This window comes from Trabulsiella odontotermitis (assembly GCF_001297775.1).
Taxonomy (GTDB): Bacteria; Pseudomonadota; Gammaproteobacteria; order Enterobacterales; family Enterobacteriaceae; genus Trabulsiella; species Trabulsiella odontotermitis.
Genome location: NZ_LIFX01000018.1, coordinates 1 through 21,641, shown reverse-complemented (window position 1 = coordinate 21,641; position 21,641 = coordinate 1). Strand labels below are relative to the sequence as shown.

The 21,641-nt window shown below is 51.4% G+C and carries 23 protein-coding genes and 2 pseudogenes; 12 read left to right on the top strand and 13 right to left on the bottom strand.

The genetic code is table 11. From position 1 onward, the window contains the following. Positions 1-6: 6 nt before the first annotated feature. The 8 genes from rpsS to AOY23_RS22410 form a co-directional block, all read right to left on the bottom strand. The gene (gene rpsS / locus AOY23_RS20455) at positions 7-285 is read right to left on the bottom strand and encodes a 30S ribosomal protein S19 (protein WP_001138115.1); all 279 of its coding nucleotides are present in this window, start codon (positions 283-285) and stop codon (positions 7-9) included. Positions 286-301: 16 nt separating this feature from the next. Continuing rightward, positions 302-1,123 carry a 50S ribosomal protein L2 gene (gene rplB, locus AOY23_RS20450; protein ID WP_054181092.1) on the bottom strand — a complete coding sequence of 274 codons (822 nt, stop codon included), beginning with the start codon at positions 1,121-1,123 and terminating at the stop codon, positions 302-304. 17 nt (positions 1,124-1,140) lie between these two features. Then, the gene (gene rplW / locus AOY23_RS20445) at positions 1,141-1,443 is read right to left on the bottom strand and encodes a 50S ribosomal protein L23 (RefSeq protein WP_038158532.1); all 303 of its coding nucleotides are present in this window, start codon (positions 1,441-1,443) and stop codon (positions 1,141-1,143) included. After that, positions 1,440-2,045, bottom strand: coding sequence for a 50S ribosomal protein L4 (rplD, locus tag AOY23_RS20440; RefSeq protein WP_000424395.1), 606 nt, complete (start codon positions 2,043-2,045; stop codon positions 1,440-1,442). Before rplD ends, rplW begins: the two co-directional genes overlap by 4 nt. A 10-nt stretch (positions 2,046-2,055) precedes the next feature. Beyond that, positions 2,056-2,685 carry a 50S ribosomal protein L3 gene (rplC, locus tag AOY23_RS20435; RefSeq protein WP_006817279.1) on the bottom strand — a complete coding sequence of 210 codons (630 nt, stop codon included), beginning with the start codon at positions 2,683-2,685 and terminating at the stop codon, positions 2,056-2,058. Positions 2,686-2,717: 32 nt separating this feature from the next. Then, positions 2,718-3,029, bottom strand: a complete 312-nt coding sequence (rpsJ, locus tag AOY23_RS20430) for a 30S ribosomal protein S10 (protein ID WP_001181005.1) — start codon at positions 3,027-3,029, stop codon at positions 2,718-2,720. Between the two features lie 238 nt (positions 3,030-3,267). Continuing rightward, the gene (locus AOY23_RS20425) at positions 3,268-3,693 is read right to left on the bottom strand and encodes a hypothetical protein (RefSeq protein WP_152958653.1); all 426 of its coding nucleotides are present in this window, start codon (positions 3,691-3,693) and stop codon (positions 3,268-3,270) included. Next, entirely contained in the window at positions 3,690-5,069 is a 1,380-nt protein-coding gene (locus tag AOY23_RS22410; RefSeq protein WP_054181094.1) for a peptidoglycan-binding protein, read from the bottom strand. The genes AOY23_RS20425 and AOY23_RS22410 overlap by 4 nt, the downstream gene beginning before the upstream one ends. A 264-nt stretch (positions 5,070-5,333) precedes the next feature. Between AOY23_RS22410 and AOY23_RS20415 the strand changes: the two genes are divergently transcribed. Genes AOY23_RS20415 through AOY23_RS20365 form a run of 11 tightly spaced genes read left to right on the top strand, consistent with a single transcriptional unit; the run spans position 5,334 to position 15,557 of the window. Further along, positions 5,334-6,080 (top strand): type II secretion system protein N, encoded by a 747-nt coding sequence (locus AOY23_RS20415; RefSeq protein WP_054181095.1) that lies wholly within the window; start codon positions 5,334-5,336, stop codon positions 6,078-6,080. Positions 6,081-6,084: 4 nt separating this feature from the next. After that, a complete protein-coding gene (gspD, locus tag AOY23_RS20410; RefSeq protein WP_081005638.1) occupies positions 6,085-8,058 on the top strand; it encodes a type II secretion system secretin GspD in 1,974 nt (657 codons plus the stop codon). 11 nt (positions 8,059-8,069) lie between these two features. Beyond that, positions 8,070-9,560, top strand: a complete 1,491-nt coding sequence (gspE, locus tag AOY23_RS20405) for a type II secretion system ATPase GspE (protein WP_054181096.1) — start codon at positions 8,070-8,072, stop codon at positions 9,558-9,560. A 2-nt stretch (positions 9,561-9,562) separates the two neighbouring features. Next, on the top strand, positions 9,563-10,765 hold the full coding sequence (gspF, locus tag AOY23_RS20400) for a type II secretion system inner membrane protein GspF (RefSeq protein WP_054181097.1): 1,203 nt from the start codon (positions 9,563-9,565) through the stop codon (positions 10,763-10,765). 11 nt (positions 10,766-10,776) lie between these two features. Then, positions 10,777-11,214, top strand: a complete 438-nt coding sequence (gene gspG / locus AOY23_RS20395) for a type II secretion system major pseudopilin GspG (protein ID WP_051857364.1) — start codon at positions 10,777-10,779, stop codon at positions 11,212-11,214. Between the two features lie 3 nt (positions 11,215-11,217). Then, complete coding sequence (gene gspI / locus AOY23_RS20390) at positions 11,218-11,583, top strand: type II secretion system minor pseudopilin GspI (RefSeq protein ID WP_054181098.1); 366 nt, start codon at positions 11,218-11,220, stop codon at positions 11,581-11,583. Beyond that, entirely contained in the window at positions 11,570-12,232 is a 663-nt protein-coding gene (gene gspJ, locus AOY23_RS20385; protein WP_054181099.1) for a type II secretion system minor pseudopilin GspJ, read from the top strand. The genes gspI and gspJ overlap by 14 nt, the downstream gene beginning before the upstream one ends. Next, positions 12,229-13,209: a type II secretion system minor pseudopilin GspK gene (gspK, locus tag AOY23_RS20380; RefSeq protein WP_054181100.1), complete on the top strand. Its 981-nt coding sequence runs from the start codon at positions 12,229-12,231 to the stop codon at positions 13,207-13,209. The genes gspJ and gspK overlap by 4 nt, the downstream gene beginning before the upstream one ends. A 15-nt stretch (positions 13,210-13,224) precedes the next feature. Further along, entirely contained in the window at positions 13,225-14,328 is a 1,104-nt protein-coding gene (gene gspL / locus AOY23_RS20375) for a type II secretion system protein GspL (RefSeq protein WP_054181101.1), read from the top strand. Then, a complete protein-coding gene (gene gspM / locus AOY23_RS20370; protein ID WP_054181102.1) occupies positions 14,325-14,789 on the top strand; it encodes a type II secretion system protein GspM in 465 nt (154 codons plus the stop codon). Before gspL ends, gspM begins: the two co-directional genes overlap by 4 nt. A gap of 3 nt (positions 14,790-14,792) precedes the next feature. After that, complete coding sequence (locus tag AOY23_RS20365; protein ID WP_054181103.1) at positions 14,793-15,557, top strand: prepilin peptidase; 765 nt, start codon at positions 14,793-14,795, stop codon at positions 15,555-15,557. Positions 15,558-15,591: 34 nt separating this feature from the next. On the opposite strand, the gene bfr is transcribed toward AOY23_RS20365, so the two are convergent. From bfr to AOY23_RS23175, 3 genes are all read right to left on the bottom strand, one after another. Then, positions 15,592-16,068 carry a bacterioferritin gene (bfr, locus tag AOY23_RS20360; RefSeq protein WP_054181104.1) on the bottom strand — a complete coding sequence of 159 codons (477 nt, stop codon included), beginning with the start codon at positions 16,066-16,068 and terminating at the stop codon, positions 15,592-15,594. Positions 16,069-16,132: 64 nt separating this feature from the next. Further along, positions 16,133-16,327: a bacterioferritin-associated ferredoxin gene (gene bfd / locus AOY23_RS20355; RefSeq protein ID WP_054181105.1), complete on the bottom strand. Its 195-nt coding sequence runs from the start codon at positions 16,325-16,327 to the stop codon at positions 16,133-16,135. A 103-nt stretch (positions 16,328-16,430) separates the two neighbouring features. Then, complete coding sequence (locus AOY23_RS23175; protein WP_081005640.1) at positions 16,431-19,049, bottom strand: ricin-type beta-trefoil lectin domain protein; 2,619 nt, start codon at positions 19,047-19,049, stop codon at positions 16,431-16,433. Between the two features lie 433 nt (positions 19,050-19,482). Here AOY23_RS23175 and AOY23_RS20345 point away from each other — a divergent pair. Next, a pseudogene (locus tag AOY23_RS20345) lies at positions 19,483-19,872 on the top strand (transposase); the annotation flags it as partial. A gap of 147 nt (positions 19,873-20,019) precedes the next feature. On the opposite strand, the pseudogene AOY23_RS20340 reads toward AOY23_RS20345, so the two are convergent. After that, a pseudogene (locus AOY23_RS20340) lies at positions 20,020-20,325 on the bottom strand (IS5/IS1182 family transposase); the annotation flags it as partial. Positions 20,326-20,537: 212 nt separating this feature from the next. Next, positions 20,538-21,641, bottom strand: a 1,104-nt coding sequence (tuf, locus tag AOY23_RS20335; RefSeq protein ID WP_054181323.1) for an elongation factor Tu, incomplete at its 5' end; no start/stop codon positions are given.

Genomic DNA, 21,641 nt, shown 5'->3' with positions numbered 1-21,641 from the left:
CCTACCTTATTTCTTCTTCGCTTTTTTATCAGCAGCATGGCCGCGATAAGTACGAGTCGGTGCGAATTCACCCAGTTTGTGACCGACCATTTCGTCGGAAACAAATACCGGAACGTGCTGACGACCATTATGGACAGCGATGGTCAAACCGATCATGTTTGGAAAGATCGTTGAACGACGGGACCAAGTGCGCAGGGGCTTCTTGTCTCCGCTTTCCACCGCTTTCTCTACCTTCTTCAGCAAGTGCAGGTCAATAAAAGGACCTTTCTTGAGAGAACGTGGCATGGCTTATCCTCTAATATTATTTGCTACGGCGACGTACGATGAATTTATCAGTACGCTTGTTGCTGCGGGTCTTCTTACCTTTGGTCTGAATGCCCCACGGTGTTACCGGGTGCTTACCAAAGTTACGACCTTCACCACCACCATGTGGGTGGTCGACCGGGTTCATCGCAGTACCGCGAACGGTAGGACGAACACCACGCCAGCGTGCAGCACCTGCTTTACCCAGAACGCGCAGCATATGCTCAGCATTGCCAACTTCGCCCAGAGTTGCGCGGCAATCTGCTTCGACTTTACGCATTTCACCAGAACGCAGACGCAGGGTGACATAAGCACCATCACGAGCAACGATCTGAACGTAAGTACCAGCAGAACGCGCCAGCTGACCGCCTTTACCTGGTTTCATTTCTACGTTATGAACGGTAGAACCAACCGGGATATTGCGCATCGGCAGGGTGTTACCCGCTTTGATTGCAGCATCAACGCCAGATTGAATCTGGTCGCCCGCTTTCAGGCCTTTAGGGGCCAGGATGTAACGGCGTTCGCCGTCTTTGTACAGAACCAGCGCGATGTTCGCGGAACGGTTCGGATCGTACTCAAGACGTTCAACAACTGCCGGGATACCATCTTTGTTGCGTTTGAAGTCAACAATACGGTATGCCTGCTTGTGGCCACCACCGATATGACGAGTGGTGATACGGCCATTGTTGTTACGACCACCGGATTTGCTGTTTTTTTCCAGCAGCGGAGCAAAAGGTTTGCCCTTGTGCAGCTCAGGGTTTACCACTTTAACGACGTGGCGACGACCCGGAGATGTCGGTTTACATTTAACAACTGCCATTGTATTACTCCTCCGACTTACTCAGCGCCGCCAACGAAGTCCAGATTCTGGCCTTCTTCCAGGGTGACGTAAGCTTTTTTCCAGTCGCTACGACGACCGATACGCTGTCCGTGACGCTTCACCTTGCCTTTAACGACCAGGGTACGTACGGTATCAACTTTGACTTCAAACAGTTTCTGCACAGCAGCTTTGATTTCTGCTTTAGTCGCGTCTTTAGCAACTTTGAGAACGATGGTGTTTGTTTTTTCCATCGCAGTAGACGCTTTTTCAGAAACGTGCGGTGCACGCAGCACCTTCAGCAGACGTTCTTCACGAATCATGCCAGCATCTCCTCAACTTGCTTAACAGCATCAGCAGTCATTACGACTTTGTCGAAGGCGATCAGGCTAACCGGGTCGATACCAGTTGCATCGCGTACGTCAACCTTGTGCAGGTTGCGCGCAGCCAGGAACAGGTTCTCGTCCAGCTCACCGGTGATGATCAGCACATCTTCCAGAGCCATGTCTTTCAGTTTCTGTGCCAGCAGCTTAGTTTTCGGCGCTTCGACAGAGAACTTCTCGACAACGATCAGACGATCCTGACGTACCAGCTCGGACAGAATGCTTTTCAGCGCGCCGCGGTACATCTTTTTGTTAACTTTTTGACTGTGGTCCTGCGGACGCGCAGCGAAGGTCACGCCACCAGAACGCCAGATCGGGCTCTTGATAGAACCTGAACGCGCACGGCCGGTGCCTTTCTGACGCCACGGTTTTTTACCGGAACCAGTTACTTCAGCACGGGTCTTCTGAGCACGAGTGCCCTGACGAGCACCAGCTGCATAAGCAACAACAACCTGGTGAACCAGCGCTTCGTTGAAATCACGACCGAAGGTAGTTTCGGAAACAGTCAGCGCGCTCTGCGCGTCTTTCAATACTAATTCCATTGCTATCTCCTCACGCCTTCACAGCTGGTTTAACGATCAGGTCGCTACCGGTTGCACCCGGGACAGCACCTTTAACCAGCAGCAGGTTGCGCTCAGCGTCAACACGTACTACGTCCAGGCTCTGAACGGTGACACGTTCGTTACCCAGCTGACCTGCCATTTTCTTGCCTTTGAACACTTTGCCCGGAGTCTGGTTCTGACCGATAGAACCCGGAACGCGGTGAGACAAGGAGTTACCGTGAGTCGCGTCCTGGGTACGGAAGTTCCAGCGCTTAACGGTACCAGCGAAACCTTTACCTTTAGAGGTGCCAGTTACGTCAACTTTTTTAACTTCAGCAAACAGCTCAACGCTAATGTCCTGACCTACGGTGAACTCTTCGCCTTCAGCAAGACGGAATTCCCACAGACCACGGCCAGCTTCAACGCCAGCTTTAGCGAAGTGACCAGCTTCCGGCTTGGTTACACGGTTAGCTTTTTTAGCACCGGTGGTAACCTGAATTGCACGGTAGCCATCGTTAGCCAGATCTTTAACCTGAGTAACGCGGTTTGCTTCAACTTCGATTACGGTTACTGGGATAGAGACGCCATCTTCAGTGAAGATGCGGGTCATACCCACTTTTTTACCGACTAAACCAATCATTGTTTCAACCTCTCAATCGCTCGATGACCTGATTAACCCAGGCTGATCTGCACGTCTACACCGGCAGCCAGATCCAGACGCATCAGAGCATCAACGGTTTTCTCAGTTGGCTCAACGATGTCAACCAGACGCTTGTGAGTGCGGATTTCGTACTGGTCGCGCGCGTCTTTGTTGACGTGCGGGGAGATCAGAACGGTAAAGCGCTCTTTGCGGGTCGGCAGCGGGATCGGACCACGGACTTGCGCACCAGTGCGCTTGGCAGTCTCGACGATTTCCGCGGTTGATTGATCGATCAGACGGTGATCGAACGCTTTCAGGCGGATACGGATTCTTTGGTTCTGCATGAGACCAGAGCTCCAATTATTTTATAAACGAAAATGATTACTCCTCAGACCCATTACGATTGATGGGAGAGTGTAACCGTTCTTACGTAGCCCCCCAATTGGGGGCATTGTCAGGCAACGATCATTTGTTGCCCAGGTTCATATCGAACCAGCCGCCAGATTAGCGGCCTGCGTATTATACGGATTGCATTCTCAGATGCAAGTGGTGGCGTTCAAAACGTGGGCGTATTCTGCCCTACTACGGAATATTTCCCAGAGCCTCACGAACCCGTTGACGTAAATCGTCATCCACTGGCACAGCATTGCCGTCGTCGCTCTCCTCATCCGTATACTCCGTTGCTGGCATCTCTAGTTCTGCTTCCGGAATGTTGTCATCAGCTTCATTGACGATTTCCGGCTCAGGTAATGGATTTTTGCGGAACACGTACTTTTGTGATGAGAGCGCGGCATCCGGGACCACCAGTTGTTCTATAACCTCGGTCTTTACGGGCTTAACATAGTGGAACCAGATGCTACGAGCATAGTTTCCCCCTATATAGAAGGAAACAAACCATATTACCCAGAGACAAAGTACCGCTACGCGCCTTCCCCACTTTACGGGCGGTGCCAGCTGCATGGCAAATTCCTGCGGAACTTTATTCAGATTCAGGTAGAAATTCATCACGATGTTGTCCCTTCCGGTTGCTCGCCCACCTGCAGTCGCGGGCTTTCGCCCAGAGCCTGGAATAGCCGTATCAGCGTCGCTTTTCCTGCAATGCCGTCTGTCGGTAGATTTTGCTGTTTCTGAAATAGCTTCACCTTTTCCGTCAGCATCGGCTTCCAGCTTGTTGCCTGGATGGTTGGAACATTCAGTACCTTGCTTAGCGAGCCGTCAAGCCACATAACCTGTTCCGTGGTGCTTTTCGCCGTTATCTTCTGTTCTCCCCCGGGAGCAGTTTTGACAATTAAGGTGTATTGCCCCTTCCAGACGTGCTCAAACCACTTGCGGTTGACCACCCACAATTGCTGATTGACCAGCAGATCGAGCGAATTATCACCGACCCGCATCACCACCGCATACATTTTACGCGAATCAACCTGCAGTGATGCCATCCAGGGCAGAGCCTGACGCGTTAAATCGGATAGTGTTCCCGTTGAACTCTGACAACGTAGACTGGCTGCTTCGATACGATCGCACCATGCCATTTCTGGCGCAACGTCATAGCCCCATGTTGAAATTAGCCCCTGCATGCCGCTACGCTCACCCGATGGCCGGTCAGTGATTTTAGGCTGTGGCGCTTTAACAACCTCAACCTTTTTTTCCTGCCACGGCATGGGTAAGTGCGCGGACAAATTAGAAGGCATCATCCATCCCAGCACGCCAGCCAGAACCGCATATCCCATTCCCAGTAGCAGAAAGCGTCCGCGTGAAGGTGCCAGTCGATGTAGCGCTTTACCTATCACCGCATCATTGGATTCCTCAATATTGTTCAGTGTTCGACGCAGCACATTCAACCGCCTGAGAGGGTTGACCGCCCTGGAAATTACAGGGCGCAGCGCTAGCTGTACTTCCTGCGCTTCGTCTCCTGCCGGAACGACGCCCGCAGGAACGTCCACCCACACAGGGCACAAACGTCGCATCTCTTTACGTTCTGCGGTGAACGGTTGCCCCACCAGCAGCAAGCTAAGTGAGCGCTCACCAGCTTCTGCCAACTGATAAAAAGTGCTGACGAACGTGGTAGCGCAACGAAGTAGATGCGCATTATCGATAAGAATCAACCAGGGTGCGTTACCGGACACTGTTTTCGCCAGGAACCACGCCCAGAAATCAGGAATCGCAGTCTGTTCACCCGAATCAAAACACGGGCTTCCGGCACAATTAACCACCAGCAGTTGCTGACCGTAGTGAACAACGACATGCAACACATGGCCTTCAAACCCCTCAGCAACGTATTTTGCTATTTGCGACTTACCACACCCTTGCTTCCCTGTCAGGACGGCGGCCGTTGCTGGTGCCAGTTGCTGGGCCAGATAATTTTCTATAACGTTAAAAATAGGCATAATGCATTGCCAGATATGTTACGGTAATAATTAACATAATGAATTAAAATCCTTTTCATGTTAAATATCGGAAGCAAAAGTCTTTTTGTTTACTCCCTAAAATTTGTATGAAAAATACGATACCAATTACCTTGATCAATCACAAGACTGATAATATCGTGATATTCTATTATTACTGACCCTATTAAGATGAACTACAATATTGTGTTAGATAAACTAAATACATTAATAACTGAATATCGTATAAGAGCATCATATGGACTAATGACCATCGTCAGTATTATATTGATGGGGTATGCTATTTTGATGCTGGTGTCGTTTTTGCATCAGGATCATGCTGCCACAAGCACTACCTATACCAACGAGATAGCCTTACCTTTAGCGAATATCCCAGCAGCCCTGCCTCTGGCAAGCGATGCGCCAGCGCCTGTCATTGCGCCGGTCTCATCAAACGTTGATTTAACGGTAACAGGTATCACGTACAGCAAAGACAGCAAGCGTTCACGAGCGATTATCAGGAGTACTAAAGGACAGAAAAACTATCCAGTTAATGCTGCAATTGAAGAATACCCTGAACTGCGGGTTGCACAAATCCATCCCACACAGGTGATTCTGAACAACGGAGGTTCATTACAAACGCTGGAACTGGAATCACCGGCCTCCAAAAATGGAACTACAATCGGCGCCACTCCAAAATTAGTAATTGCAGAAATAGATACATTAGGTAAATATATAAAAGCCACAATCATTCAGGGTGAAAATAATAATATAACTGGTATTCGTCTACATAATAATGTGGCTCCTACGACATTCCGCAAGTCCGGATTAATACCAGCAGATGTCGCTATAAAGATGAACAATCACTTATTGCAGGATAAGCAAAGTGTTGATGCTGCCCTGACCGAAATGGAACAATTACGTACAGCAGAATTTACCGTCCTTCGCAATGGACAACAACTACTGGTGAAGGTCTCTATCCAGGACTTCATCTCCAACATGGATGTTAAATAGTAAAATGTATTCTCCTAAAAAACTGGTCTATAGCCTGGCTTTTGCGGCACTGTTGACACCGTCGGTTGCTTTTACCGAACGCTACTCAGCGAACTTCAAGGACGCGGATATCCGCGAGTTTATTGATACGGTCAGCCAGAATATCGGCAAAACGATTCTCATTGACCCCTCCGTTCAGGGTACGATCTCCGTACGGAGCTACGACGATTTTGATGATGCAGGCTACTATCAGTTTTTCCTAAGCGTATTGGATATATACGGTTATTCCGTTACAACAATGGATAACGGATTCCTGAAGGTAGTGCGCTCCCAAACAATAAAGAACGCACCGGGAGTGCCTGGCGACAACTCTCGCCCAGGCAAAGGTGACGAAATAGTCACCCGCGTGGTCACGCTTCAGCATGTCCCGGCAAAAGATCTCGCCCCCCTGCTGCGGCAGATGACCGAAGGCAGCACGGTAGGCAACGTTGTGCATTATGAAGCCGCAAACGCCCTGATGCTGACCGGCAAAGCGTCCCTGGTAAATCGCCTGCTCGAAGTGGTACGTCGAGTCGACGTTATGGGAGAACAACAGCGTCAAATTGTTCCGTTACAGTATGCGTCAGCGACCGATCTTGCTGAGGTATTAAGCGGCCTCATTCAGGAAGAGACTCGGGATAAGCCCACGCAGTGGCTGATTCCCAAAGTCGTGGCCGATAAACGTACCAACTCGCTGATTCTTAGCGGGCCACAACATGTTCGTCAGCGCATGGTCAACCTGATTGCCAGTCTCGATAAAAAGCAGCAAAATCAGGGCAATACTCGCGTATTCTATCTGAAATACGCTAAAGCCGATAAGCTGGTCGAAGTGTTGAATGGCGTATCGGAAAAAATGGATGAGGGCCAGACAGGCAAAAGTTCCGGTAAGAATTCAGGCAGCAGTAATCCCGAGCAGTCCATTACCGCAGATGAACAGACCAACTCTCTGGTGATCACCGCAAGCCAGAGCGTCATGTCGCAACTGGAGCAAGTCATCGCCCGGCTCGATATTCGCCGCGCGCAGGTGCTGGTTGAGGCCATTATTGTAGAAGTACAAGATGGCAAAGGAATGAACCTTGGCGTCCAGTGGATCAATAAAAATGTCGGAATGCAGCAGTTCACTGGCACCAATCTGCCCGTGTTTAACGCGGCTGTTGGTTCAAAGCAATACAAGACGTCTGGCGACCTCTCTTCTGACAACCCGGTTTACAACGCGTTGAGCAATTTCAACGGCCTTGCCGCCGGCTTCTTTGACGGGAACTGGGGCATGTTGCTCACCGCCCTCTCATCAGACAGCAAAAACGACATTCTCTCTACGCCAAGTATCGTCACTCTCGACAATAAAGAGGCATCTTTCAATGTCGGGCAAGACGTTCCCGTTCTCTCAGGATCGCAGACGACGTCCGGCGATAATGTCTTTAACACAGTAGAACGTAAAACAGTCGGTACCAAGCTGAAGGTTACCCCGCAAATCAACGAAGGTGATGCGGTATTGATGGAGATAGAACAGGAAGTTTCCAGCGTGGATAACTCCAGCGGAAGCTCATCGACCCTCGGCCCAACCTTTAATACTCGCACCATTCAGAACGCCGTACTGGTAAAAAGCGGTGAAACGGTCGTGCTGGGCGGCTTAATCGATGACTCAACCAAAGAACAGGTTTCCAAAGTTCCCCTGCTTGGCGATATCCCTCTGGTAGGCCAGCTTTTCCGCTATACCTCCACGGACAAATCCAAGCGTAACCTGATGGTATTCATTCGCCCGACCATTATTCGTGATGACGATGTCTACCGTTCGCTGTCGTCTGAGAAGTACTCCAGCTTCCGGGCAACGCAGAAACAGCGTCTGGACAAAAAAACCCCAGGGCTTATCAGCGTTGATGAAGAGCCACAACTGGAAGAGCTTAATTTCCATAAGGCGGAGAAACCCGCGACATCGCCACGCAACCCGTTTAAAGGCTAAGGAAGGCCAGTATGGATAATGCAAGCCCTACACCGACGCCGCGCATTGGCTGGGCGCAGGCACAAAAGATGGGCATCTGGGTTCATGAAGATGCCGTTATCAACCGCGATGACACGCCGCTGGAGTCGGTGCTGGAAGCGCTTCGTGTCTATCCGACCGCAACGCGCCTTGTCACCCTGACCACTGCTGCATTTGAGGAATACCTGGAACAGGCTTTCCATCAAGCCGGAGAAGAGTCGCAGCAAATCGCGCAGGATATGGATCTCGACATCGATCTCATTACCCTGACTGAGGAGATCCCGGAAAACGCCGATCTGCTGTCAGATGACGAAAGTGCCCCCGTCATCCGCCTGATTAACGCAATTCTGAGCGAAGCGGTCAAAGAGGGAGCTTCCGATATACATATCGAAACCTTCGAAAAGACGCTCAGTATCCGTTTTCGTACCGACGGTGTTTTGCGCCAGGTGCTTCAACCCGGTCGCAAGCTCGCCCCCTTACTGATTTCGCGTATCAAAGTGATGGCGAAGCTGGATATTGCTGAAAAACGACTGCCGCAGGATGGACGTATTACGCTACGTCTTGGACGCCGTAATATCGATGTGCGCGTTTCCACACTCCCTTCCCGACACGGAGAGAGAGCGGTGCTGCGCTTGCTGGATAAAAACAACCTGACGCTCTCGGTCGACAAACTTGGACTCTCAGAGCAGGATGCCGAACGGCTTGAGCAGATTATTCATCAGCCACACGGCATCATTCTGGTTACCGGGCCAACGGGTTCCGGCAAAAGTACCACGCTATATGCCATGCTCTCCGCGCTCAACACCCCTGGGCGTAACATCCTGACCGTGGAAGATCCGGTAGAGTACGAGCTGGATGGCATTGGGCAAACACAGGTCAATCCTCGCGTGGATATGTCGTTCGCCAGAGGTCTGCGTGCGATTCTTCGTCAGGATCCGGATGTCGTCATGGTGGGCGAAATTCGCGATAACGAAACGGCACAAATCGCCGTTCAGGCCTCGCTGACGGGGCACCTGGTATTATCCACTCTGCACACCAACAGCGCGGCAGGTGCCATTACGCGTTTGCGCGATATGGCGGTTGAGCCATTTTTGCTCTCTTCATCGCTGATTGGCGTGCTCGCTCAGCGCCTGGTCCGCCGTCTGTGCCCTCACTGCCGGAAGCTGGTGCCGCTGGCAGAACACCAGGCCAGCTTTTTCTATGATGTCAGCCCGCGCCCCAGTACCGTCTGGACAGCGCAGGGATGTGCATCATGCCATCACTCCGGCTATCAGGGGCGGCTGGCAATCCACGAGCTGATGCTGATCGATAGACCGCTTCGGGTGGCTATTCACGACAACGCCAGCGAGCAGGATATCGAAAATGCCTTTCGCCAGAGCAGCAAAACGCTGCTGCAAAACGGCCTTCTCCGCGTCCTTAACGGCGACACATCGCTTGAGGAAGTAATTCGTGTAACGGCACAGCATGACGTGAAGGAAGCTTAGCGATGAATTTTAGCTGGCAGGCCCTGGATAGCAGGGGCAAACGTAAGCACGGCGTAATCGAAGCTGAAAGCGCCAGGCAAGCGCGCGAGTTGCTGCGCGAACGCGGGCTATTTCTCCAACATATTAACGAAAAGCAAGCGGCTCGTGGGCTGACATTCTCCCGGCGACCATCCGTCAGCAAAGCGGACCTGGCCATGCTGACCCGGCAGCTCGCCACTCTTACCGCTGCGGCGCTGCCGCTGGAAGAGGTATTAGCGGTGATCGCCCGCCAGAGCCAGCATGCCGGGCTTCGGCATATTCTGGAACAGATCCGTGAAAAAATCCTCGCAGGCTATTCGCTGGCGGATGCACTGCAATCCTGGCCACGGCTGTTCGATCCGGTTTATCGCACCCTCGTCAAAGCTGGCGAAAAGTCGGGGCAACTCGGAAGCGTGCTGGAGCAGTTGGCCGACTACAACGAAATTCGCCAGCAGATCCGGGCTAAGCTGACTCAGGCACTGATCTACCCGATCATGCTCAGTACGGTTGCCATCAGCGTGGTGATTATTCTACTAACGACTGTGGTACCGAAGGTCACAGAGCAGTTTATCCACATGAAGCAACAGCTTCCCGCGACCACCCGAATTCTGCTCGCGATAAGTGATGGCCTGCAGGTATGGGGGCCGTGGCTTCTACTGGCGGGGATTGCCGCCGCCACCGCATTCAGATTCTGGCTGAAGCGCGCGAACAACCGCCACCATTTCCATCGTCAACTGTTGCAACGGCGTCCATCACGCGAGCTGCTAAGGGCCATCAACGGCGCACGATACCTGCGAACGCTCAGCATTCTGCAATGCAGCGGCGTGCCGCTTCTTGACGCCATGCACATTGCCCTGGAAGGGATCAGCAATCTTGAAGTACGACAGCGTTTGTCACTGGCCGCCGAACGTGTGACTCAAGGCAGCAATTTTCATACGGCGCTGGAGAGCTGCGATCTTCTGCCGCCCGTCATGCTGTACATGATCGCTACAGGTGAAAAAAGTGGGCAACTCAGCGAACTCATGGCGCGGGCCGCTGACAACCAGGACAACCTGCTGCAAAACAGAATGTCGCTCACGCTGGCTCTTTTTGAACCAGCACTCATCATCACCATGGCTGGAGTCGTGCTGTTTATCGTTGCCGCCGTTCTGCAGCCCATACTCCAACTCAACTCACTGGTCAGTTAAGGAAAAACATGATGCATACCACACGGAATCACCAGCGCGGTTTCACCCTGCTCGAGCTTATGGTCGTTATCGTCATACTTGGCGTCCTCGCAAGTCTGGTCGTGCCTAACCTCATGGGCAACAAAGCACGAGCAGACAAGCAAAAAGCGGTCAGCGACATTGTGGCGCTGGAAGGGGCTTTGGATATGTACAAGCTGGATAACCATCGTTATCCCACCACGGAACAGGGTTTATCAGCGCTGGTTACCATCCCCACCAGCAGCCCAATCCCGGCAAACTATAACCCCGAAGGCTATATCAAACGCCTACCGACCGACCCCTGGGGAAATGAATATATTCTGGTCAGCCCCGGCGAGCATGGGATCTACGATCTGATCGCCAGCGGTGAAGACGGCGAAGCAGGAACCGCAGACGACATCAATAACTGGGAGCTGGATAAGAAAAAATAGCTCATGAAACAGACGGAAGGATTCACCTTGCTGGAAGTGCTTCTGGCGCTGGCCATTTTTGCTGTTGCCTCACTGACGCTGGCGAACAGTCTCGGCATTACGGTTAATGGTACGGCCCGTGTGCAACAGCAGCAACTGGCACTCTGGGTGGCGGATAACCAACTGATCGACCAGCAGCTTTCTCAGGCTACGGGCAATAGTGAAGGCGATATCTCTATGGGGGGGTATCGCTGGCACTGGCAGCTGACGGGTCACAACGCCGATCAACTGACAGCACAACAGCTGCGGGTCAGTCTTGACGGTGACCGGGCCGGTGAGCTGTGGCGCACCCTTCTATCCAGTGAGAATGCGCCTAATGCTGAAAAGTAATAAACAGCGTGGTTTTACGTTGCTGGAGGTGCTTGTGGCGACCACGATCTTCTCACTTTTGAGCCTCGCCAGTTGGGCCGTCCTCTCCGGCGTATTGCGCACGCATGAGCGTACCCGCAATGCGGATTGGCACACCCGGCAAATCAGCAACGTCATGACACAGCTCTCGGATGACATTAACGGGTTTGTTCCCCGGCAATCGCGTGCCACAGGAGCTGTACTTTCCGTCGCTGACCGCTCGTTGACGCTGAGCGTGCGCCTGGCGCATAGCTCAACGAATGATTGCTGCGCTCCTGCCCTGCAGCGGGTGCGTTGGTTTCTCGACGGCGACACGCTGTATCGCGCAGTGGCGGAGTATCCTGATAACCCGGCCGAGCAAACCATTACGCCGATGATTAGCGGCGTTAGCGCCCTGACGCTACGCTATTATGATCAGGGGTGGCAGCAGCCAGCCGGGCGTAATGGCACTCTCTTTACTCGTAAATCCGCGCTTCCTGGCGGGCTGGAAGTCTCTTTCACGCTAGCGGATAACCAGACGCTGACCCGCCGCTTTTTGCTTACCGGCAAATGGCCGGACGATAGTGGCACCGCCACGCCGAAGTCCGATGACACACAGCAGAAAGCCCCGCAGGAAGGAACAGAGCCATGAAACAACAGGGAATGGCGCTACTGATAACCCTACTCATCCTCGGACTGATGGCCGGTCTTGCTGCCGACATGGCCACCCGTTTTCAGACTTCGCTTCGTCGCATCGGGCAGGAGGAAAACGTCCTGCAACAGCAGTGGGATTTCCGCGTAGCGGAGACACAGGCGTTGAGCATCCTGCAACAGGATCTCACAGATAACCCCCAGGCAAGCACCCGCGATCAGTACTGGGCGCAAAGCCGCACGCTGCATCTGAAACATGACGCAACGGTCAGTTGGCAGTTGCGTAGCGCACAAAACTGTTTCAATCTGAATGCTCTGGCCCATCCACCGCTGGAAGCGCTGGAAGATCCCCCTTATGCCAGTGCCGTTTTTCAGGCGCTACTGGAACAGAACGGCGTCAGTACGCTAAATGCCAAAATACTCATTGCCAGTATCGCTGACTATATCGATAGCGATGACACCCTGCGCCGCGATGGCGCCGAAGACAGTAACTACAGTGACAAACCGCTACGCTATGTTGCCAATCAGCCGTTTTTTGACATCAGCGAACTACGGGCAATTAAAGGCATGACGCCCGGTTTGTACCAGAAACTCTCTCCCTGGCTGTGTGCGCAGGGGAGCAGTAAGCTGGAAATTAACGTCAACGCGCTCACTCAGGATAACGCTCCGCTCCTCGCAGCCCTGTTGCTTAACGAACAGGATGTTGATAGCGTGCGCCGTTTTCTGTCAACAGCACCTAAGTCTGGCTGGAAGTCAGTTCAGGAATTAACCGCTGCTGCAACACAAGCATGGCCAACGCACAAAGAGGCGCTGACCGTGTTAGATAAAGCACTCGTTACCAGCAATAATTTCTTTACTCTGACAAGTCGCCAGCAGCGCAATGGCCGGATGGTAGTCCAACGTAGTGAAATTTATTACCAACGGAAGGAACGCCAGCTACGCATATACGCACGTTATGCTGTAGCGGGTGATCGTTAATCGAAAGGAAATCGAATGCAGACTCACCCGACTCTGATAGTTCGCCCTGCCTCGGAAGGCACACCATTTACTGAATGGCTAAGTGACGGACAAGCAGGTCGCTCCGATGCCGCGGACATCCTCTTGTCGCTGTCCGCCTTGCCGGGCGCACAGAATGTCTGTCTTTTGCTGCCCGCTAACTGGCTCACCTGTTGCCAGTTTTCTCTGCCGCCAGGCAGCACTACGCCTCCTCAGCAGGCGATAGCCTGGCAGGTTGAAGAGCAGCTCATCAGCAATAGCGAAGCCCTTCACTGGACCATCGCTGGCCGACAGGATGATATTTGTTACGTGCTCGGCGTGGATAAAGAAAAGCTAAAGCAACTGCTCGACACCTGGCGACAGGCCGGGTTGACGATCACGGCCGTTGTCCCTGACGGTTGCTATCTACCGCTGTCTGAAGATCGCTGGTCGGCGCTGCCGCTGGAAAACGGCTGGTTGGTTCGCCATGCAGAATTTTCATGGAGCTACATGACCCACGCTATTTTCAAGCAGCTCACCCAGCGTTTCAGCCCTGAAGCACCGTTGATTTGCGAAGATATGCAGCCTCTGCTCTCCTACAGTCAACAGTTCACTACACCGCCGCTCAACCTGCTTCATAGCGAGTTTGGCGTCGTTAAACCCGCCTACCCGGTGTCTGCTGCCTGGCGCAAGCGTATCGCCGGTTTTACCGCCGCAGCCATACTGATGTATCTGGGCGTTCAGGGCGCAATCATCTGGGGGCTGCATCAGGAGCAGAGCACCCAGCGCCTGGCCCTACAGGAAAACTGGCAGCGTTATTTCCCCGGCGATAAACAGCAGGGAAATTATCGCTTTTTCTTCCGCCAGAAAGTGAAGCGCTTTTCCCCTGACCCACTCACGCGCCTGCGCCAGCTCGAAAAGAGCCTCAAGGCAGTACCAGGAATTGAGCTGGGCCACTTCGCGGCCGATAAAGAAACCGGCACATTGACCCTCACGGTGCGCGCGGCCGATGCCGCAACCATCGAGCAGCTTATCGCGCACAGCGGCAACACGCTGGCACTTAAGCTGTCATCCCCTGCAACCAACAATATCTATTCTCTTCAGGGCGGAGGTCTACAGTGAAAACGTGGTGGAAAAATAAGTCGCTGTCCGAGCAACGCCTGCTGATGCTGCTGGCCTTCGTTTTAGCCCTGACGGGGATTGTCTATGGCGTTATCACTCCGCTGAACAGCCTGATAGCCCGCCAGCAGCAGTCGCTAAAAAGTGTCAAGGCCGAAAGAATATGGCTGGACGAGCAGACGAGGGCAGCGGGTATCATCGCGGCAGTGCCCGATAAAACGCCGCTGAGCAATGTGGTTCAGCAGTCCGCCAAAGCGGCTTCGCTTGCTGTTATGGTTAAAGAGGAAGGAACCGCTCAGGTCATCGTTACCGGCGAAAATATCCCGCTTGCCAGCGTGATAAAGTGGCTGGAAAGCCTGCGGGATCAAAAAGGGATTTATCCGCTGAAGCTTGCTTTTAGTGTCAGTGAAAAAGATAGCTCACTGATTACATTGCAAACGCTGCATCTGGCGAAGGCGGGGTAGCGGATGGTTAACGTACTGTGGCCTGCTTGCATGGCGATAATAGGCCTGCTGCTTGGTAGCCTGATGAACGTGGTTGTATATCGTTTGCCAAAAATGATAGAGAAACCAGAGATCCAGCTATCACTCTGGTGGCCCGGATCCCATTGCCCGCAATGCCAGCACCCGTTGCGCTGGCTGGACAACATTCCGTTATTGAGCTGGCTATGTCTGCACGGCCGTTGCCGCTACTGCCAACAGCCAATTAACTGGCATTACCCGGCGACAGAAATTCTGCTGATGGCTGGATTCTTCGCAATTTCGCTTATGTTCCCGCCAGTACCCATTGCTGCCGGCATGGCGGTTTTTTTCTGGTTTGGCTGCGCCATGAGCCTGATAGATCTGCGCACCTTTTTGCTGCCAGACGCCCTGACGTTGCCATTATTATGGCTGGGGTTACTTTTTCACAGCCTGTTCTCACCGTGGATGTTGAGCGATGCCGTTTATGGCGCCGTCATCGGATATCTGGCGTTATGGGGGTTGAATAAGATGTGCCGCCTGTTGCTCAAACGTGATGGGCTAGGGTACGGTGATTTTAAACTACTGGCAGCCTGTGGAGCCTGGACCGGCTGGCAATGCTTGTCGCTATTACTGGTAATGGCCTCCATCCTGGGTATTCTGTTGGCCCTGCTGTTTTTTAAGGGAAATGCGCTGAAGGGCAAAAGCATCCCTTTCGGCCCGCCGCTGGCGCTAGCCGGGTTCCTTGTGCTGATTTGGCTTAATCGCTTTTAACAAAAAGAGCAGAGATAATCTCTGCCCTTTTACGCTATTCCTCGTCGCGAATCTGAGCCTGGAGATAGTTCTGGATCCCTAATTTCTGGATCAGATCGAGTTCCGTCTCCAGCCAATCGATATGCCCTTCCTCATCCGCCAGAATAGTTATCATCATGTCCCGACTCACGTAGTCATGAACGCTGTCGGCATAGGCAATGGCTTCACGAAGATTTTTTGCCCCTTCAAGCTCAAGCCGCAGATCGGACTGCAGCATCTCTTCCACATCTTCGCCGATGCCAAGTTTACCGAGATCCTGAAGATTCGGAATACCTTCAAGAAACAAAATACGCTCGATGTACTTATCCGCATGTTTCATCTCATCGATTGACTCATGATATTCAATATCGTTGAGACGTTTCAGCCCCCAGTTTTTGAACATCCGGGCGTGCAAAAAGTACTGGTTGATTGCGACAAGCTCATTCCCCAACAATTTGTTGAGGTAATTTATAGTCTTTATATCACCTTTCATTATTGCTTCCTCCGCTTCCACTATTTAAAAGCGTAGAAGGGGTACGGAGTATGTAAAGCAAACGTCAGGCGATTTCTTTAAATTCCGGGAGCTGGAGCAGTTCATCTTCCATCAGCTCACGGGCGGCATGAATACATTTTCCACACTGATTGCCGATGGGTATGAACTTACGCAATTGCTGGAAGGATTGGGGATGATACTGACGCACCGCCTGGCGGATTTTTTTGTCACTGATACCGTTGCAAAGACAGACGTACATAGCCACTCCTGATTACTTTCCATACAGGATAAATGAGAATGGTTATATTTTCAATATTGAGAGAATCTCCCTCTCGCTGTTTCCAGCAAGAGGGAGATGAGGGTTAGTTAGTCACCTTGATCTCATCAAACTTCTGATCGGGATCGTTATCATCACAAGTTCTAAACTCCAGGCCACTAACGGTACTGGTCACCGCCAGACAACGATTTCCAGCCATTTTGCTGACAAACTTTCCGTTTTGATACGTCCAGGACATCCCTTGCTCTGTAGACTGCGCACTGCAGGCCCCAAAAATAGCTGGAGAGCCGTTCACATTGGATGTAGAAGGAACGTACACACAGTTGTTACGGTTTGTGCCATAGCGCAGTAGTATGCTTTGATACCCATTTGGCTCCATCGTTATTTTGTAAGCATCTCCAGTTTGGCATTTACGCATACCGGTCAGTATTTTGCGCACAGGGTCCTGACCCAGGCAATAACCCGGAGTCGCCCTGGACTGGAAGAGACCAGAGTTCGGAGACAATGGATATCCAGAATCAGGGATCTCCGTATAGCTGAACTGCTGTGCCTTATCGTCATCATTACAGGATTTCAATGCCATAAAGTCATCGTCAATCATCGCGATGCAACGCTTCTCTCCTTCCATCTGACTGACAAATTTTTGCCCCTCGTAATACCAGGATTTAGAGGCGACAGCTGATCCTGTTGCACAATCCTGACGGTAGATCATCGCACCTTCAACGTTTTTACCACCGTTAACCCCGAGGCAGAAAGATTTCACTTTGATCTGATTAAAATTCCCGACAGACAATGTTTGTCCCTGCGTTCTTGCGCAATCAAAAGTTTTGATACCGCCGTTTGTATTTGAGGCATCAATACACAGGCCGTTTTTAAGCGATTTATAGCTCCCCGTTTTTAATTCCAGAACGGCGCCATCGTCATCTGAATCGTCATCAGTATGAGTAAATGGAGCAAATACTTCGCTAAATGCATACTTCGGAGCCTGTTGTTCCGTCAAACCGCTATGTGTAGCTTCAACAACACCAGCCGGACCAGGCTTGTCGCGCGCCATTGACCAGATACCAATCATGCCCAGATCACGTTTCTTAGCATCTTCCATCACCAGATTCGCATCCGATAAATAAAATACTTCGCCCTGAACGTCGTTGTAGCCAATCATTGGCGTAGTACCCATCATCGCATTGATCTGGGCGTCAGTCTTATCGGTATAGATCTGCTTCAGCTGCTGACTCATATTTTCAATCGCGGAGACTGCACACTGCCCGTGAATATTCTGCCCCTCAGTACCAGCAGACTGGCAAACGGTATTGCCATAGTCCATGGTCATAACGTTAATACCTGCCAGCTCTACGCCTTTCGCTTTCGCATCATTAAGCACGTTCAGACCTTCGAAGGTCAGGCCGGTTGGCAGGATTGGCAGGGTATACCAGATACCAACATTGCGGCCTTCCGCTTTCCACTTATCCTGAACCGCTTTCACCGCAAGATTACGCCGTTCGATAGATTTCTGATCGGAAACCCAGGTACCTTCAATATCAAAATCAAGAACGTTAAGATTCAGATTATCGACAATATCGTAGTACTGCTGCGTCAGATCGTTCACATCGGTACAAGCTGCCGCCAGCGGTGCGTTGTTCGCGCCACCAATGGAAACCATAACGTCGCCGCCCGCTTCGCGCAGTGCCTTCACTTTACTGTACTGGGCATAACCCTTCATATCGTATGCCGTCCCCCATGTTGGCAGACAGGTACTGGCGTTCTTGCTGACAATAAAGGCCAGAGTATAGTGATTTATACTCTCATTTTTCGCCAAATCAGCCAGAACGGGGATATCCGTATCATTCAGGGAGAAATCAACATAAGGCGCATAAACGTGGGCTGGCCACGGGTTCTTTGGCGTTCCTACGAGGTCTTTTACACCCGTCCAGTCGGTATATACTTTCCACGGGTTAGTTTCAAGCGGCGTAACTTTCTGCACCTGAGATTGAGAAATATAGTTCACACCGCTAAAACGGATCAGCGTTCCACTCGCATACAGCGTATTTGCATCGTAAGTCGGCGCGGCATTCAGTTGATCCTGGGTATAATTAACGACAGCGCCCATCGGCAGCCATGGACGGCCATTAGATGACGTTGGGTTTTGGTTCTCAGGCAGGGAAGGATCTTCCCCCTGGGTAAAGAATAGCGCCTGATACTGCTGGCCATCTTTCTGAACGATATCGCCCCCGGCATAGGCCGTAGCAGAAGACCATACCGGTACTTCTTTATATTGGACCCACGGATTGCCCTCGCCCGGAACGAAGCTATTGGCGGCAACGGCAGCCGATGTGATGTAGTTGGCACCATTGTAGCTGACAATATCATTTGCGGCATAAGTCGCCGTCCCCTGGAATGCAGCAGCGGTACTGTCGCCATCTCCATCGCTGATTTCACATGAGGTTGGGTTACCATATTGCTCTATCTCTGCTGAGGTTGCTGCACGCTGATAGCGCCACGGATTATTCGCTTCATCAGAAGCGGCTTCCCCAGGGCAATTATCCTTACCAACCCACCAGATATTGGAGTAAACGCCACTATCGAAAATGACTTCGTAGGTAGTACTACCTTCCTGACCATTCCACGCTTCCAGTGCAAATGCCGGGAGCGTAGCACATAAAAGGCCAGCGCTCGCGAGCACCTTTGTTAACTGATTAACTTTCATTACATCTCCATCTTATTAGTAGTTAATCCTGATAAGTAAAATAACTTGTATACGAAAAATACTTAAAAGATGTACTAACAGCAATGAAATGAATATAACAAAAACATTTTTAAGAATACATAAAGATAGTTTTCATGAATTTATCAAAACCCTAAACTTCACACCAATAATGATCCGAATGAATGTTTTTTATTTATCACTCCACTCCTATAATATTCATTTTCTGTATAATAGAAAATATCCCATAATATATCGCTCTCGATATATTGAATTCTTCCGAGACTGTAATTTAAATTGTGTACCTGTCTGTTTTTGATATGTCCATTTCAACAACGGAGACAGGCAAATTATAAACGTAAAGAAACTCAAAGCGCTGGCGGCTGAATTGGTTAAGGGCCTTAAAACCGAAGCTGATCTTAATCAGTTTTCCCGCACCAGCGGACTGAAGGAAGTTTACCAGACTTCGACCGAAGAGGCGGCGCTGATGGCGCTGGATACGTTCGCGGGTGAGTGGGATGACAAATATCCACAAATCAGTAAAAACTGGCGTGCGCACTGGGAAAACATGAACACGTTTTTCAGCCACCCGCCATATATCCGCAAGGCCATCTATACCACGAATACCATAGAATCGCTGAACAGCGTGATCCGTGCGGCGATAAAGAAACGCAAAGTGTTCCCAACTGACGATTCAGTGCGCAAGGTTATTTATTTGGCGATCAAGGACGCATCAAAAAAATGGAGTATGCCGGTCCAGAACTGGCGGCTGGCAATGAGTCGTTTTATTATCGAGTTCGGTGACCGCCTGAGCGAACACCTTTAATAAGCAGGTTGTTACGCAGAATTACTGACAGGCTCGTTCTTCCTTGTTTTACTACCAGCATGTCAGCTTCAGGCATTTAAATATAACATTCATATATTTTATATTATTAGCTGGAATATATATTAACGTTTTTACTTAAGCCAGCGCGATGCCCATCTCCTGCGTCAGGTGACACACCGCTGTTGTGAAGAATCCCGCGTCCACGCCCGCTGCCACTGGTTCCAGCCCGAACCGTTCTGTCTGACGTTTCAGCCGCCCGATAAACAGCTGGCTGTCGTGCACATTGCCCGGTGTGACATGGGTATCCATGATAATGCCATGTTTCCTGTCCACCGTTCGATGGTCCAGCCAGAAGAACCCTTTCGGCTTGCCTTCCCGGTGCATGAAGCCACTTTCCTGGTCTGTGGTACTGACTTTCATGTTCTTAACGCCGGCTGCGCTTTCTGGCGGCTTTTTAACACCGGGGATGAGTTCGTCGAGGGTGATGGTTTCAAACTGGTACTGCTGTGGATAGGGGGCTCTGAGCCTGGCGGTCAGTTCATTAATTATACTGACCCTATTAGATCAAAGTCCCGGCCTTACGGCCAGGACTTTGTCATCAGTCTGAAAACCCTGATGTTTCCATCAGGGTTTTTAATGCTAATGCACTGCAAGCAAAGCAGGGATTAGCTCAGAACTTTAGCAACAACGCCCGCACCTACAGTACGGCCGCCTTCACGGATTGCGAAACGCAGACCGTCGTCCATCGCGATCGGGTGGATCAGGGTAACAACCATTTTGATGTTGTCGCCCGGCATTACCATCTCAACGCCTTCCGGCAGTTCGATGGTGCCAGTCACGTCAGTTGTACGGAAGTAGAACTGCGGACGGTAGCCTTTGAAGAACGGAGTATGACGGCCGCCTTCGTCTTTGGACAGAATGTACACTTCAGATTCGAACTTGGTGTGCGGGTTGATGGTGCCCGGCTTCGCCAGTACCTGACCACGTTCGATTTCTTCGCGTTTGATACCACGCAGCAGAACACCTACGTTCTCACCAGCACGGCCTTCGTCCAGCAGTTTGCGGAACATTTCTACGCCAGTACAGGTTGACTTCGCAGTCTCTTTGATACCAACGATTTCAACTTCTTCACCTACTTTGATGATACCGCGCTCTACACGACCGGTAACAACGGTACCACGACCGGAGATGGAGAATACGTCTTCGATCGGCAGCAGGAACGGCTTGTCAATCGCACGCTCTGGTTCCGGAATGTAAGTATCCAGGAAGCCAGCCAGTTCGATGATTTTCGCTTCCCACTCTGCGTCGCCTTCCAGCGCTTTCAGAGCAGAACCACGAATGATCGGCGTGTCGTCGCCCGGGAAATCGTACTGAGACAGCAGTTCACGAACTTCCATCTCTACCAGTTCCAGCAGCTCTTCGTCATCAACCATGTCGCATTTGTTCAGGAACACGATGATGTACGGAACGCCTACCTGACGACCCAGCAGGATGTGCTCACGAGTCTGCGGCATCGGGCCGTCAGTCGCAGCAACTACCAGGATTGCGCCGTCCATCTGTGCCGCACCAGTGATCATGTTTTTAACATAGTCGGCGTGGCCCGGGCAGTCTACGTGTGCGTAGTGGCGAGTCGGGGTATCGTATTCAACGTGAGAGGTGTTGATGGTGATACCACGAGCTTTTTCTTCCGGCGCGTTATCGATCTGATCGAATGCGCGAGCAGCACCACCGTAGGTTTTAGCCAGTACGGTAGTGATTGCAGCGGTCAG

Bases quoted from the DNA above. Each gene is read 5' to 3' on its own strand.
- rpsS (WP_001138115.1), bottom strand. From the start codon at position 285: ATGCCACGTTCTCTCAAGAAAGGTCCTTTTATTGACCTGCACTTGCTG.
- rplB (WP_054181092.1), bottom strand. From the start codon at position 1,123: ATGGCAGTTGTTAAATGTAAACCGACATCTCCGGGTCGTCGCCACGTC.
- rplW (WP_038158532.1), bottom strand. From the start codon at position 1,443: ATGATTCGTGAAGAACGTCTGCTGAAGGTGCTGCGTGCACCGCACGTT.
- rplD (WP_000424395.1), bottom strand. From the start codon at position 2,045: ATGGAATTAGTATTGAAAGACGCGCAGAGCGCGCTGACTGTTTCCGAA.
- rplC (WP_006817279.1), bottom strand. From the start codon at position 2,685: ATGATTGGTTTAGTCGGTAAAAAAGTGGGTATGACCCGCATCTTCACT.
- rpsJ (WP_001181005.1), bottom strand. From the start codon at position 3,029: ATGCAGAACCAAAGAATCCGTATCCGCCTGAAAGCGTTCGATCACCGT.
- AOY23_RS22410 (WP_054181094.1), bottom strand. From the start codon at position 5,069: ATGCCTATTTTTAACGTTATAGAAAATTATCTGGCCCAGCAACTGGCA.
- AOY23_RS20415 (WP_054181095.1), top strand. From the start codon at position 5,334: ATGACCATCGTCAGTATTATATTGATGGGGTATGCTATTTTGATGCTG.
- gspD (WP_081005638.1), top strand. From the start codon at position 6,085: ATGTATTCTCCTAAAAAACTGGTCTATAGCCTGGCTTTTGCGGCACTG.
- gspE (WP_054181096.1), top strand. From the start codon at position 8,070: ATGGATAATGCAAGCCCTACACCGACGCCGCGCATTGGCTGGGCGCAG.
- gspF (WP_054181097.1), top strand. From the start codon at position 9,563: ATGAATTTTAGCTGGCAGGCCCTGGATAGCAGGGGCAAACGTAAGCAC.
- gspG (WP_051857364.1), top strand. From the start codon at position 10,777: ATGCATACCACACGGAATCACCAGCGCGGTTTCACCCTGCTCGAGCTT.
- gspI (WP_054181098.1), top strand. From the start codon at position 11,218: ATGAAACAGACGGAAGGATTCACCTTGCTGGAAGTGCTTCTGGCGCTG.
- gspJ (WP_054181099.1), top strand. From the start codon at position 11,570: ATGCTGAAAAGTAATAAACAGCGTGGTTTTACGTTGCTGGAGGTGCTT.
- gspK (WP_054181100.1), top strand. From the start codon at position 12,229: ATGAAACAACAGGGAATGGCGCTACTGATAACCCTACTCATCCTCGGA.
- gspL (WP_054181101.1), top strand. From the start codon at position 13,225: ATGCAGACTCACCCGACTCTGATAGTTCGCCCTGCCTCGGAAGGCACA.
- AOY23_RS20365 (WP_054181103.1), top strand. From the start codon at position 14,793: ATGGTTAACGTACTGTGGCCTGCTTGCATGGCGATAATAGGCCTGCTG.
- bfr (WP_054181104.1), bottom strand. From the start codon at position 16,068: ATGAAAGGTGATATAAAGACTATAAATTACCTCAACAAATTGTTGGGG.
- bfd (WP_054181105.1), bottom strand. From the start codon at position 16,327: ATGTACGTCTGTCTTTGCAACGGTATCAGTGACAAAAAAATCCGCCAG.
- AOY23_RS23175 (WP_081005640.1), bottom strand. From the start codon at position 19,049: ATGAAAGTTAATCAGTTAACAAAGGTGCTCGCGAGCGCTGGCCTTTTA.